Raw genomic sequence first — 12,438 nt, 5'->3', positions numbered from 1 at the left:
TTTGTATGGGCAACCCCAAGGTCGAAAACGATCCCTGATAGGACCACTTGACAGCTGACTTGTATACTATACCGTATAGTATCTTCCTGTTTCGGCGGGATGCTTAACATGTATGAACACCGATACCGTAGAAGCTGTACGCCGGACGGTTTGAAATAAGCGAATGCAGCGCAAGGCTAAGGAGGCACACTCATGCTATCAGATCCGCGCGTAAAGGCTGCGCTGATTGTTGGCGGCTCTCGAGGGATTGGTAAGCAACTCGTCTCTCAGCTTAAACTTAGGGGATGGAGCGTTACCGAAGCAAGCCGCACAGGCGGAAGAACGCTCACAGATGCATCACGCTCACATAGGCATGTTGATATAGGGGATCCACTCAGTGTAGGACATTTCGCTGAAGAGCTTAGCGGCTGTTCATTTGATCTCATTCATGTAAACTCAGGAACACTCGGCAATCCTCGCGTCGAAACATCCGACGTCACGAGGGACGAATCGTCGGAATTGTTTTTCGTTAATGCTATTGGACCGGTGAAACTCGCTAAGCGAGTTGTGCATCTTTTGAGACCGAACGGTATCTTAGCGTTCACGAGCTCCGCAATGGCCTCACTGAATGGTTATGACACGCGTGCGATGCCAATTTATCGCGCCACTAAAGCTGCTTTGAATTCTTTGAGTCGAGATTTCTACCTCGAGGTTGCAGAAAAGCGGCGGATCACGGTTCTAAATCTTCATCCCGGCTGGGTGCAGACGGACATGGGCGGCATGGATGCCCCTCTAACTCCAGAGCAAAGCGCTACTGGCCTCATAAACGTGATACAAGCAGAAAGGCCTGATGGACATTTCTTTCTTGATTATGAGGGCGCCACACTTAGCTGGTGAGTGAATGCAATATTTAATGATTACGTCAGTCTGCAGGGCGGGCCCGCCGCAAATCATCGCGAAGAATAGTAGTTGCAAGTGCTCGTCTCCGACCCCGATGACAGAGCTGGATAAAGTCAATTACGTACGATCGCCCCGTCCCTTTTTACAATACGCCGGGTCAGGACGTTGTTAGGAATGAATGGGCTTGTCATCCGCCCGAAGGATCTACACGAGCATTTTCGAAAACGAGATACATGAATCACTGCGCCAGGAAGTACGAACCTTCGCGGAGCAGCATGTAAGACCATGGGTATCCTCGTTCGGCAGGAACGTTAAATTAATCGATGATCTAACCAGACATATCGCTAGTTTAGGATGGATTGGTGCCACTATTCCTAAACGATACGGCGGGCCTGCGCTGGGGGCAGTGGTACAGGCGTCGCAGCTCGGTGTTGCAAAAGTCGTCCACTTCGGAAGCGAGGAACAGAAGCAGAAATGGCTTCCTCTCTTTGCCAAAGGGGCGTCATTACCCACAATTGCCGTGACTGAACGGGACAGCGGCGGGGACGTGCTCGGCATGCAGAGCACTGCGCAGCGAGACAGCAATGAATACATCCTTAACGGCCATAAATGCTTCGTCGGCAACTCTCACATTGGAGACGTTCACGGCGTTGTGATGCGCACTGGTCAAGGTGCTCGAGGTTTAAGCGCTTTCCTAGTCGAGCGAACTCGACCGGGTTTTGCGGCAGGACAGCTTGGGGATCAAGCCGGGATGCACGGCTTCAGCTACGGCGAGCTACTATTCGATAACTGTCGGGTACCCGAGCAAAACCGCTTGGGTCGGGAGGGAGATGGACTCTCCGTTGCGTATTCGTCTAGCGTTCTTTATGGTCGGCCAAACCTTACAGCGGTTGCACTCGGCATCCACCAGGCCATTTTCGATGACACGGTTCGGTTCTGCCAGGAGCGTCAGCACCGCGGGGCGCCTCTAAGTAAGCTCCCAACTATCGCTGCCATGGTAGGTGAGATGTTATCGCGCCTCTGCACAGCGCGTATGATCGCCTATCAGGCTGTGGCGATGCTCGACAGGGGAGAGAAGTGTGATGCGGAGTTGATGAACGCCAAGTTAGTCAACACTGAGAATGCACTAAGTTCTGCGCGAGTCGCCATGGAAATATTTGCGGCACGGGGCTGCCAACGTGACTACAGCATCGAACGCTATCTGCTCGACGTGCTGCATACATTCCCAGCAGCGGGAACATCGGATATACAGCGCTTGCGGCTCGCGCAGATTGCATTCGGGACATATGGCGAGGCTTGGTCATCGCAGCTACGGGAGCACATCCGCTTGGCAACGGATCACCAACTCAAGTCCCCTCCATAGACTTATGCTGACCGACATTGCTACGCATGCTAACGTGGAAGCAGAGCTGCACTAATCTTGCCGATAGCGTGGAAGGCCGTCAAAGGGAGCGGTTCCCCTCATATTGGAACAGGGAGATCGACGGCCACGCTTAGTGCGTCGCGGAAATCTTACAGTCCGGTCATCAGCATCATCGGATCGGATGGTGGTGGCATGAATGCAGCAGATTCAGAGTAGCCGCTCGATTGGCACCACTTGCCGCCTAAAGTCGTAGTGGCCAAAAACACGTCTTCAACGACAGGCTAGCATCTAACGCTTAGACCCGGTGGCCCGTGGTTAAAATGTCGGAAGGCGCATAAGCAGCTTACACGCAGATGATCGCTATATGCCTTCAGCTGTCGCTTTCGCGCCGGATTGCGCGCCAAGTAAGAAGATCGTGACGGCCGTCTCGATCAGCGTCCGTACTTCATCTGCGGTTGGTGTCTCGCTTATACCAAGACTTGCATCACGCATCGGATCGGCAAAGACCATTGCCGCCAACATTCTGGCAGCGAGGTGAGGATCTTCCAGCGAAAGCCGGCCAGCGTCGACGTATGCTCTAAGGTCGCGGCCCAACGGCTCGATGGCGAAAGAGGAGATGAACCCTACATAGAGCTTCGCCATCCCCTCGAACCGGAAGCCTTCGCTCATGAACAGCCGGTAGGACGTTACGCCGTCCGAAGAGAACGCGAGCTCGGCAAAAGCTGACAAATGGGAAATGAGCCTCTTCCGAGGGGCCTCGTTCAGGTCGAGCGGTCCGATTTCGGGCAGCGTCGCGACGATCTTATCCTGCATCACAGCGCGCAGAAGATCTTCCTTAGAAGAAACGTACTTGTAGACCGTCTTTTTAGAGATCCCCGCCGCGGTTGCGATCCGTCCGACATTTGCTTCCCCATACCCACGGGCAAGGAATTCAGTTGTCGCCGCTTCAATGAGCCTCGATCTTACGTCTCTCCCCTCCACGACTACCTCCAAAAAAAACGAAACTGCGTCTGGAAACCGGTGAGTTTCCACTCTATCTACACCCACATTGCAGTTAGTCCGAATGGGCTACTGGGTCAATTCGAGTGCTGAGACCGCCGCAAAGCAGTCGAGCTTCGCACCATTTTACGAGTAGTTGGAGAGTAAAGCACTTTGACAGGCTTCATCCCATACCCGAGGCTGAAGGCGTTCTATTCTCGCGCTATGCGACCTCGGTTGATCCGAATGCTCCCATTCAGAGCCTGCGGCTGGCGAAAGATCAGGCCCTCTAAAGCCCTTAGACAGGATGTGCGCCCAGCGTCTCCGTGGAAGAGGCACATGCCTGGTCGGACCTGATAGATCGTGACGCCATCTGTTACGTCGCCGCCGTTTTCAATTACAGATCCGACAACTCATCGCAGCCTGGGAACCCTACAAAAATGCGATTCAATTCGAGATTTGCCTGGCTTCTGTCTATCCTTGTCTTCTTAGGTGGTTGCGCCTCAAAGCCTGACCAACCCGCCGTCATGATTGGCTTAGCTGGCCAACCGGCGGGGAGAATCGTCACCGTCTTCGTTGCGACAACGCGATCTGTCAAAGAGCAGACGAGCAGCGTCACCTATACAGCGGACAAGTCTTTTTCGCTCACCTATTCCAGATTCAGGGTAGCAGTACCCGCAGCGAAAGCAGGGAAGATCGACTACAGTCTCTCCGGCTTCTCGGTCGTGGAGCGAAAACCACTAACGCGCTCAGAATTCCTAGAAGAGATCGCAGCACGGGCTTCAACCAAGGGCCAGGCCGCCATGCCCAGCATCGGCATCTATGTCCACGGCTTCAACAATAACTTCCCTGAATCTCTGTATCGCCTAGCCCAAATGAAAGAAGCGTCAGGCTCCGATGCTGTACCTGTCCTGTTCTCCTGGCCTTCCGTGGGGACGGTCGCCGGATACGGCGCTGACCGGGATTCCGTGACCTACTCGCGCGACTACCTCGCCGATCTCCTGCTCGACACCACGAATGGGCGTCGGCGTGGTGACGTCGTCCTGCTTGGCCACAGCATGGGCGCGTATCTGGCGACGGAGGCGGTTCGCCAGCTGAAGATCGCCAGGCACGATACCGCTCTTCATCCACTTCAGCTTGTTCTGGCGGCACCCGATATCGACGAGGAGGTGTTCCGGCAGCAGATGAGAACCATCGGAAAGCTGCCTATTGCTCCGGTGATCCTCGTCACAAAGGACGACCGTGCACTAGACATATCGAGGCTTCTCGCGACAGACAGGCCAAGGTTGGGCTCGCTGTCCGTCGATAGCGCTGTGGTACGCCGCCAAGCCGTTCAGGAAGGGGTGCAGATCATCGACATCTCTGAGCGTACGTCGATCGATCCGCTCAATCACGACCGGTACGAAGGTCTTGCTCCTCTCTACCGCGAACTCATGGCGAGGCGGGTTGGAGAGGGCAAGCTGACCGAGCCGGGTTCCTTTCAACTGACCGGCGGCGCTGCCGTCATCCCAGCATCAACGGAGTAGCAGCATGACGGAGTTTCCTCTAACGCCTCCGCGATCGCCCGTCCTTGTCGTAGAGCGCGATTCTGATTACGCTCTGGATTACGAGTTGATGCTTAACGGGCTGGGTTATCCAGTGGTGTTTGCTCCGACACCCGCGGCAGCTGGTATTGCGCTGATTGAGCACCCGGAAATTTGCTTGGTCCTCGTCGATGCCGACAGTGTCGATATCGAGTGCTGCTCTAGCGTCCTCAATGGCATTCGCCGGCTGCCGATTGTTGTTGTGGCCGCACCCGAGGTTCTGATCGCGCTGGAGAGGCATACAAACGTTCGGCTTTGCCGCAAGCCAATATCCCCCAGAGAAGTAGCGCGCATTGCCTTCGAAATGCTTCAACCGAACCCTTATGGGTTCTGACGACGCGGACTTGTTCAAAGCCTTTAAGACAGCATGGGTCGACGTCTTTCGGAGAGGCCATTAGGTTTCGAGAGGAGTTCGGGTGGTGAATGTCATCCGCGCGGTCGGACATAGACTACGAGAACAGGAAACAAAGTCACGATGACGAGGAACATAACGGTCGCAATGGCATTCGCGCTCACCTCTGCACGCCGCCATGCTGCCGAACATACCAAGGGTGACAAGAAGACCGCGAAGGGCGAGCCGTTGCGATTACCAGGTGTGGCAGCGAATATTGTATTAGGCGACTGGGGTAAATCCCCGGGAAAGCAAACAGGCCAGTTTCAGTTATGACGGCGAGTATATCGGCCAGCTTACCGGTCCTGTTGCTGACGGGACCTAGGGCGGTTCTGGTTCGTCAAGCGGCAATTCGCTCAAGATGAGAGGCTGGGTCCTCAAGCGGCTTTGTATGTAGCAGACGTAGACGCGGCATTTGCTCGATAATCCTTCGACCTCGAGCGTCTTTGCGAAGAGATAGGTGTGGTATTCCGCCGCGCGATGAACGTCCTCGCATTTCGCCCCTTGCCAACGCCTGCGGGCGCTGCCGCAGTTGGTTTACGATTTCGCCGAGAAGAACCTCAGTGGGTCAGGCCACAATCGACCCGCGGCCGAGCTCTAACAAAAGCCTCGTGACAATCGAAGAATAGGGAAACCAATCGGTTTCCATTGCGTTTCTATATTCCTATATCCGCGCAAGAAGTCATGCCCTCGCCGCGGGTCGTTGGGCAAACTCATGTCGAGAGGTAAGCCATGTCCGAAATCATTCCCAAGGCAAAGGGATTGCCACTGATCGGAAACATCGCCGATATCGATCCTGACGCACCGGTCCAGAGCCTGATGCGGATGGCCGAGCGCAATGGGACGTTGTTCCGCATGGAGGCGCTTGGCAACAGCATGATCATCGTCGGCAGTCAGGCACTGACCGATGAACTTTGCGATGAGACCCGCTTCCAGAAGGCGCTGCACCGCCCGCTGCAGGAAGCCCGTACCGTCGCCGGAGACGGCCTGTTCACGGCTCATGATGAGGAGCCTAATTGGGGCAAGGCGCACCGACTTCTGATGCCGGCTTTCGGGCCGCTTGGCCTGCGCACGATGTACGAGAGGATGCTCGACATCGCCGAGCAGCTGATGGTGCGCTGGGAGCGCTTCGGGGACGGCGCCACGATCGATGTCGCGGACAACATGACACGGTTGACGCTGGACACGATCGCGCTCTGCGCTTTCGATTATCGGTTCAATAGCTTCTACCAGAACGAAATGCATCCCTTCGTGGCGGCGATGGTGGGCGGGCTGGAAGAGTCGGGTCGTCGCGCACGCCTGCCTGCGGGCGTCGGCAAGCTCAACCTGCTGCGCGCGCGGCGCTTCGAGGCTGACACCGGGATCCTGCGCGACGTCGCCGACCGGCTGATCGAGGAGCGCGTTCGCGATCCGCGCCTGGGCGAGCACGGTGACCTTCTCGACCGTATGCTGACCGCCAAGGATCCGGAGACAGGCGAGACGCTCAGCCGCGAGAATATCGGCTATCAAATGATCACCTTTCTGGTCGCCGGGCACGAGACAACCAGTGGGCTATTGAGCTTCGCCACCTGGCTCCTCCTGTCGAACCCCGACACACTGGCGAAGGCGCGGGCGCATGTCGACGAGATCCTGGGGGGGGCGACACCGACGGTCGATGACATCGGCCGACTAACTTATATCGAGCAGGTCCTTCAAGAGACGCTGAGGCTCTGGCCGACTGCGCCGGCGTTCGCGGTCCACGCACGCGAGGCGACGACGATCGGCGGCGGGCGCTATGCGGTGACGCCGGACGACCTGCTGCTGATCCTGACCCCCGTGGTCCATCGCGATCCCGACGTTTGGGAAAACCCTTACGATTTTCGGCCGGAGCGGTTCGCGCCGGAGGTGGCGTCAAAGCTACCGCCCAATGCCTGGAAGCCCTTCGGCAATGGGCAGCGATCCTGTATCGGCCGCGGCTTCGCGATGCAGGAGGCGGTGATGGTGATGGCACTGATGTTGCAACGCTTTGACATCAGTTTCGCAGATCGCGACTACAAGCTGGCGGTCAAGGAGACGCTGACCCTCAAACCGGCCGATCTACACATCCATGCGCGTCGGCGTGATGTGCCCGCCCACCCTGTTCGCAGTCGCGTCCCATCCGCGCCTACCCGCCCGCTATCCGCCCCGCAACCAACCGCGCTCGTCGGCGCCAACGGCCCGCTTCTTGTCCTCTACGGCAGCAATACGGGTACATGCGAAGCTTTCGCGCAAAGGATAGCCGCTGACGCGGGCACTCAAGGCTATGTGGCTACGGCCGCGGCGATGGACGATTATGCAGCCGGTCTTCCAAAGAACGGGCCGGTGATCATCGTTACCGCCTCCTATGAAGGTCGGCCGCCTGACAATGCCGCGCGCTTCGTCAGTTGGCTCGAAGCCCTGCCCGAGGGCGAACTCAAGGGTTTGCCTTATGCTGTATTCGGTTGCGGCAATCGGCAATGGGCTCGCACCTACCAGGCGATCCCAAAACGCGTGGACGCCGCCCTTGCCGCAGCCGGGGCCACCGCGCTTCTTCCGCGTGGCGAGGGCGATGCGGCCGGTGACCTCTTTGGCCAATTAGAAGGGTGGTACGAGAAGGTCTGGCCGGCGCTCGCCGCGTCCGAGGGTCGTGAGATCGAGGCGCCGGTTCAGCCCGTTCTGGACGTGGAGGTACGGCGCGGATCTCGCGAACAGGTTCTCAAGCTTGAGGAGCTAAAGCGCGGCACTGTTCTGGTCAATCGCGAGCTCGTCGATATGAGCAAGCCCGGCGCGCGTTCCAAACGGCATATCGAAATCGCGCTGCCCGAGGGCATGAGCTATCGTGCAGGCGACTATCTGGCCGTCCTGCCCAGTAACCCGCCGGAAACCGTCAAGCGAGCGCTTACGCGCTTTCGGCTAGCGCCCGACGCCGAGCTGATCGTCCACGGCGCGCCGGGCGTCGGGTCCGCACTTCCGGTCAACCGACCCGTGACCGCCGAGACGCTGTTTGCCGACTATCTGGAGCTGCAGCAGCCCGCCACGCGCGGACAGATCGCGGCGCTCGCCGCCGCCATCCCGTGCCCTCCCGAACGCCGGGAGGCCGAGCGACTGGCGGAGGTGGACATACACGCCGTCGAGGTGCTGGAAAGGCGGGTGACGCTGCTCGACCTGCTCGAGCGGTTCGGGTCCGCGGACCTGCCGCTCGGCGCGTTCATCGCGGCGATGCCGCCCATGCGGGCAAGGCAGTATTCCATTGCGTCATCGCCGCTCGCTGACCCAAGCCGCTGCGCGCTCACCGTCTCAGTGCTCGAAGTCCCGGCTTTTGGGGCCGATCGACTATACAGGGGTGTGGCCTCGACCTTTCTGGCCGGGCTGCGGGAAGGCGATACGCTTGGCGTTGCGGTCCGACAGAGCCAGGCTGGCTTCCATCCTCCGGATGATCCGCGCGTTCCAATCATCATGGTGTGTGCCGGCAGCGGCATCGCGCCGTTTCGAGGCTTTATTCAAGAGCGAGCGATGCGAAGGGCGGCGGGCGAGACCATCGGATCTGCGCTGCTGTTCTTCGGCGTCCACGCTCCCGACATGGACTTCCTTCACCGCGAAGAGCTGGAACGGTGGGAAGCCGAGGGCGTCGTGTCATGTCGCATGGCCGTCTCGGACCGCAGCAAGGACGGGATCACCTATGTCCAGGACGCCATCTGGCACGACCGCGCGGCCGTCGCCGAGCTGTTTCGACGTGGTGCCCACGTCTACGTTTGCGGCGATGGGATCCATATGGCCCCAGCCGCCCGCGAAACCTTCGTGCGCATCTATCAGGAAGCGATGGGCGTAACGCGGGACCTGGCAGACGCTTGGGCCAGTGAGGTAGAACGCCAAGCGGTTCGTTACGTCGCGGATGTCTTCAGTTGAGTACACTTTGAAGAGGCTCATCTGCAGCCAGTCCTTTTGACGGCAGGATCGTAGCAGTGGAACGAAGTTTCTCGACGACCTGAAGAGGCCTCTCGACCGCCTGCCGGCCGACATGCCGCTCGGCCTTTACGAATGCCCGGCTCCCTACCGTCGCCTGCTGACCGATGACGAGCTGATGTTCTGCGCCAATAGCGGCCGGTTCGTGATCCTCAAGGACGTCTCGTGCGATCTGGAAACAGTGACGCGTCGCGTCGAGCTCACAAAAGGTACGCCTCTCGCGATCGGCAACGCCAATGCAGCGATCGCATTCGTGGTAAGTGGAGCCGGTCCGGTCCCGGCCCTGTTGCGTTGATCGGCGGAACCTGGATCACGGGAGTGATCCTGGCGCCCGAGATTTTCATATCAGGCGAGACCCGTACTCTGGCAATCGACTATGTGTGGGAGACGCAGAAGCTTCGCGAATGGGAAAAACATGTCGCGGTACGCATCGTCCTGACGGATGCCGAAAACATGCAATCCTGGTCCATGGCTGTCACATCGGCACCATCTGGAGCGATCATCCTCCCTGCCAGCCTCCAAATGTCGGCGAACTGCCAGGCAGTTTTCCAGCTAAGGGCTGGAGATCGCGTCGGTCCGCTTCATACGCCGCCCTATATACCTCGGCATTCGATCGCGGTCCGTTACCATTTCTGACCAAGCGGCCAAGGTTTAGGAAATCCTAGGTCACTTCGACGCGACCGTCGCTTCCACGAGTAAACAAGTCAGCGGACTAGCGTCGGTTGGGTACTCGAACGCGCGGATCCGGCGCGGACTGCACCACTTCTTGGCTGCGGTTCGCCGAATTCCGTCTTTGACCACCCAATGATCACCTTGACCGCTGCGACGCTCTTGACAGACCCAGCGACCGCCGTACCCTCGGCTAATGCGCGGAAATTGTCGCCACCAATTAGCGATCGTTGATCGGGTGTGGCGGCTTGCGTGCTGCAAGCAGAACGGCAGCCGTGAATGAGATAGCCAGAAGAAAGAGATTGAGGCCAAGGAGCTCCTTAAAAACGAGGAAATCGGTTAGTGAAGACCCTCTGTCTTGCCTTGGGAGCATCGGCAGAACCCGCGTCCCAGGCCTGCGGTCGCGCATCAAGACGCTCAAGCGCTGGTGAAGGTAAAGCTTCGGGCGCATCTGCAAATGACTGCCGTCCGACTGGCATGGGGGCTCTGGGCATCTTGCACGATCAACCCGCGACTGGAAAGAAGCTGCACGTGCTGACGGCGATCAACCACCGGACCATATGCCAGCCTGCTTGCTTTCCGAGAGTGCGCAAGAACAATGCCGGCAGGGTCGGTGCTTCGGACCGGCAATCAGGCTTTCGGATCGTCTTCGTCTGCAATCTTGCGCAGGAGAAACAACAGCGCGACCCGTTCTGCGGGGTTCAGTCGCTTCATCGTTTGCTCGCTGATGATATGCCCTTGCGGGTACATTTGCTGGAGAACGGCTTCTCCCTTCGGCAGCAGGGAGATTATCACCTTGCGCCCATCAATCTTATCCCTCGATAGATCGATGAGGCCACGAGCCTTCAGACGCTCGACGATACCTCGAATGGTAGCCTGATCGACGGACGTCGCCTTTACGAGCTCGACCTGAGAACTTGGACCAAGATCATGCAAGGCACATAAGGTTACGAACTGTACCGATGTCAGGTCAGGGTCATTTGCATTGCTTTGAAATATGGAAAGGTGTCGCTGATAGGCCTTGCGTAGTAGATGTCCTACCTGCTCGGTAACCTTGTATTGCTCCGCCACTCCCTGTTCCTGCCCGTCTCTCTCATCAGCCATGATGGTGGCTCTCGTTCCGACATCTGACCTGTCTTCGTGCAAAACGCGGCAAATCGCAACACGATCAGGACGCAATTTGGCTCATCGCGAACGCTTTTGCGCGTAATCCCGGAACTCGCCGCGCAGAATTACCTGCGCGGCGATATACACATGCCTACTCGAGCACCTTGTCTTTCGATTCCGCGTTGATCAGCCAGACGCTAACCGCTGCGACCACCAGCAATCCTGAAATTGCCCCCAGCGCGATGCCGAAGTTCGAGGTCATCAAAGGTGCCACGATCGAGGGAGCCAGCAGGCCGCCGAAGCGGGCAACCGACCCGGCCATGCCCATGCCGCTGGCCCGAAGCGTGGTCGGGTAGATCTCGGGCGTAAAGGCATAGATGGCGCCCCAGGTTCCCAGAAGAGCGAAGCTGAGCAGCAGGGTCGCCGCCACGATGATCTCTACCGTCTGCCCCAGTCCGTAGGCGAGCGTGCCGATCGCACTAAGCAGAAGGAACCCAATCAATGTCGGCTTCCGCCCCCATTTTTCGACACCGTAGGCCGCAAGCGCATAACCCGGGAGCTGGGCGATCGCAAGAATGACGAGAAAGACTTGACCACGGACAAATCCGAAGCCGTCGGCGGCGAGCTTGACCGGCAGGTAGACAAAGACGCCATAATAAGAGACCGAGATCAGCATCCAAGCCAGCATCAGGAAGACGGTGCGGCGACGAAGGTCGCTTGAGAAAAGCGCCCCAATATTTTTCTTCTGCGGTAGCTGCGACTTGAGCGGCGGAATTTCCACGGTATTGCCATTCGCCTTTGCGACCTTCTGCAAGACTTCCCGCGCCTGATGAGAACGCCCCTGCTGATTGAGGTAGAGCGGCGATTCAGGAACGTAAAAGCGCAAGACAACGCCGATCAACGCTGGAACGCCGGTGACGAAGAAGATCGTCCGCCAGGCTTCGCCGCCCTGCGTCCCGGCCACCAGCGCCAGAAGCGCAAGAGCGACCGTCCCGACGGCCCAGAAGCCTTCGAGCAGAACCAGCCAGCGGCCACGGCGGTCTGACGGCAGGAACTCCGCCATCATGGCATAATCGACCGGAAGCGTGCCGCCGACGCCAAGCCCCGTCAGGAACCGCGCGACAAGAAGCCATTGGAGATCCGGTGCGAAGGCGGATGCCACGCCGCAGACTGCGTCGAGAATGATGGCGATGAACAGAACCGGCCGGCGGCCGATGCGGTCCGCCAGACGGCCGAAAACAAAGGCGCCGATCAGCATTCCGAAGAAAAACAGCGTGCCCGTTTGCAAAGCCTGCGGAATGGTCACGCCGAAACTGGCGGCAATCGACGGCGCGCTGAAGCCGATGGCCAGAACCTGCATGGCATCGGCCGCCCAGACAAGGCCGAAAATGACGAACAGACGCTTCTGGAAACGACCGACGCCGGCCGTCCTGATGCCTTCTTCAACTGTTATGGATGATTGCATGGTTACCCTCTTTTATGAAAAAATGGTGGCCGCTGTTCCCCGA

The 12,438-nt window shown here is 58.4% G+C and carries 10 protein-coding genes and 1 pseudogene; 8 read left to right on the top strand and 3 right to left on the bottom strand.

The annotated features are described in order from the left end of the window. Positions 1-192: 192 nt before the first annotated feature. Together BM216_RS29235 and BM216_RS29230 are read left to right on the top strand one after the other, a co-directional pair. Positions 193-876, top strand: coding sequence for an SDR family NAD(P)-dependent oxidoreductase (locus BM216_RS29235; RefSeq protein WP_093003270.1), 684 nt, complete (start codon positions 193-195; stop codon positions 874-876). 187 nt (positions 877-1,063) lie between these two features. Beyond that, positions 1,064-2,242, top strand: coding sequence for an acyl-CoA dehydrogenase family protein (locus BM216_RS29230; RefSeq protein WP_210217082.1), 1,179 nt, complete (start codon positions 1,064-1,066; stop codon positions 2,240-2,242). Between the two features lie 360 nt (positions 2,243-2,602). On the opposite strand, the gene BM216_RS29225 is transcribed toward BM216_RS29230, so the two are convergent. After that, positions 2,603-3,223, bottom strand: a complete 621-nt coding sequence (locus BM216_RS29225; protein ID WP_143102902.1) for a TetR/AcrR family transcriptional regulator — start codon at positions 3,221-3,223, stop codon at positions 2,603-2,605. Positions 3,224-3,660: 437 nt separating this feature from the next. Here BM216_RS29225 and BM216_RS29220 point away from each other — a divergent pair, with 437 nt between their 5' ends. The 6 genes and pseudogenes from BM216_RS29220 (at position 3,661) to BM216_RS29195 (ending at position 9,790) form a co-directional block, all read left to right on the top strand. Next, entirely contained in the window at positions 3,661-4,746 is a 1,086-nt protein-coding gene (locus BM216_RS29220) for an alpha/beta hydrolase (RefSeq protein ID WP_093003264.1), read from the top strand. Between the two features lie 4 nt (positions 4,747-4,750). Next, complete coding sequence (locus BM216_RS29215; RefSeq protein ID WP_093003262.1) at positions 4,751-5,137, top strand: response regulator; 387 nt, start codon at positions 4,751-4,753, stop codon at positions 5,135-5,137. Between the two features lie 165 nt (positions 5,138-5,302). Continuing rightward, positions 5,303-5,470 (top strand): hypothetical protein, encoded by a 168-nt coding sequence (locus BM216_RS34305; RefSeq protein WP_177230966.1) that lies wholly within the window; start codon positions 5,303-5,305, stop codon positions 5,468-5,470. A gap of 456 nt (positions 5,471-5,926) precedes the next feature. Then, the gene (locus tag BM216_RS29205; RefSeq protein WP_093003258.1) at positions 5,927-9,097 is read left to right on the top strand and encodes a bifunctional cytochrome P450/NADPH--P450 reductase; all 3,171 of its coding nucleotides are present in this window, start codon (positions 5,927-5,929) and stop codon (positions 9,095-9,097) included. A gap of 67 nt (positions 9,098-9,164) precedes the next feature. Further along, positions 9,165-9,407: pseudogene (locus BM216_RS29200) on the top strand (dihydrodipicolinate synthase family protein); the annotation flags it as partial. Between the two features lie 65 nt (positions 9,408-9,472). Next, positions 9,473-9,790 (top strand): hypothetical protein, encoded by a 318-nt coding sequence (locus BM216_RS29195; RefSeq protein WP_143102901.1) that lies wholly within the window; start codon positions 9,473-9,475, stop codon positions 9,788-9,790. 663 nt (positions 9,791-10,453) lie between these two features. Here BM216_RS29195 and BM216_RS29185 read toward each other — a convergent pair. Both BM216_RS29185 and BM216_RS29180 read right to left on the bottom strand, forming a co-directional pair. Continuing rightward, a complete protein-coding gene (locus tag BM216_RS29185; RefSeq protein ID WP_093003252.1) occupies positions 10,454-10,927 on the bottom strand; it encodes a MarR family winged helix-turn-helix transcriptional regulator in 474 nt (157 codons plus the stop codon). A 154-nt stretch (positions 10,928-11,081) separates the two neighbouring features. Beyond that, positions 11,082-12,395, bottom strand: coding sequence for an MFS transporter (locus BM216_RS29180; RefSeq protein ID WP_093003250.1), 1,314 nt, complete (start codon positions 12,393-12,395; stop codon positions 11,082-11,084). Positions 12,396-12,438 lie beyond the last annotated feature (43 nt).

Source organism: Rhizobium sp. NFR07 (assembly GCF_900111905.1).
Taxonomy (GTDB): Bacteria; Pseudomonadota; Alphaproteobacteria; order Rhizobiales; family Rhizobiaceae; genus Neorhizobium.
This window is presented reverse-complemented; position numbering and strand designations above follow the sequence as displayed.